The following is a 1,374-nucleotide window of genomic DNA, read 5'->3' as shown; positions in this document are numbered from 1 at the left end:
CCCGAGGTCGCTACCTGAGCTGCGGTGATTCGTTGTTCGGTGGTGCTGGGTGATGCGGTGCTTGCGGAGTGGCAGGCGGGTTTGGATGATCTGTTCGCGCTGGTAGCGGGCCGGTTTGCGCGGGTGGAGCCGCGCCGGTTGGCGTTCGCGTATGTGCGTGGGCTGCTCGCGCCGCTGGAACGGTGTAACGGCTGGACGATCGCGGAGCATGCGGGCCGTAGGTCGCCGAACGCGGTGCAGGAGATGCTGTACAGCCCGTGCTGGGATCCGGATCTGGTACGTGATGACGTGCGGGACTATCTTGTCGGGCATCTCGGTGAACCGTCCGGTGTCCTGATCGCCGATGACACCGGGTTCATCAAGAAAGGTGTGCGCTCGGCCGGGGTCCAGCGGCAGTACACGGGGACCGCGGGCAAGGTCGAGAACTGCCAGATCGGCACGTTCCTGGCCTACGCGACGTCGCGGGGCCGGGCGTTGATCGACCGGGAGTTGTATCTGCCGCAGTCCTGGACCGGCGATCCTGAACGCCGGTCGAGGGCGGCGGTGCCCGAGACGGTCGAGTTCGCCACGAAGCCGCAGCAGGCGCGGGCGATGATCGCCCGGGCGGTCGCAGCCGGGGTCCCGTTCGCCTGGTTCACCGCGGACGAGGCGTTCGGACAGAACCCCGGCCTGCGGGATTGGCTGCAGGAGCAGGACATCGCCTACGTGATGGCGACCCGCAAGGACGACGAGGTCGACGCCGGTCTGCATACCAGGACACCGGTCAAGGACATGATCGGCAGGATCCGGCCCGGTGCGTGGCGGCGGATGTCCTGCGGCGACGGCGCCCACGGGCCCAGGATCTATGACTGGGCCTGGACTCCGATCCGGGCCGAGTTCGGCGACAACCGGCGCGGCTGGGTCCTGGCCCGCCGGTCGATTGCCACCGGCGAGATCGCGTTCTACCGCTGTTACGGCCGGCGCGGGACCCGGCTCCGGGAACTGGTCCGTGTCGCCGGGGCCCGCTGGGCGATCGAAGAGAGCTTCCAGACGGCGAAGAACGAGGTCGGCCTGGACCAGTATCAGGTCCGCCGCTACGACGCCTGGTATGCCCACATCACCCTGGCCATGACCGCCGCCGCGTTCCTGGTCGTCACCCGCGCGATCGAGGCCGCAAAAGGGGAACCGCAGGCAGCGGCAGCGAGCTGATCCCGTTGACCAGCAACGAAATCCGCCGTCTGTTCACCACACTCGTCCTGACCGCCTGCCAGACCGCGGGGCATGTCTGGCACTGGTCCCGATACCGCCGCCGACGCCTCGAACAGGCACGGGCCTGCCACTACCGCAAACGACTCGAACCGGGATGAGTAACGATGCCGGGTTGCAGTACTAACC

1 protein-coding gene is annotated in these 1,374 nt (G+C 68.0%); it reads left to right on the top strand.

Annotated elements, in window-relative coordinates; genetic code table 11:
* The first annotated feature begins 42 nt into the window (after positions 1-42).
* Complete coding sequence (locus OP04_RS48055; RefSeq protein ID WP_033346798.1) at positions 43-1,188, top strand: IS701 family transposase; 1,146 nt, start codon at positions 43-45, stop codon at positions 1,186-1,188.
* Positions 1,189-1,374 lie beyond the last annotated feature (186 nt).

Source organism: Catenuloplanes japonicus (assembly GCF_000717135.1).
GTDB lineage: Bacteria > Actinomycetota > Actinomycetes > Mycobacteriales > Micromonosporaceae > Catenuloplanes > Catenuloplanes japonicus.
This window is presented reverse-complemented; position numbering and strand designations above follow the sequence as displayed.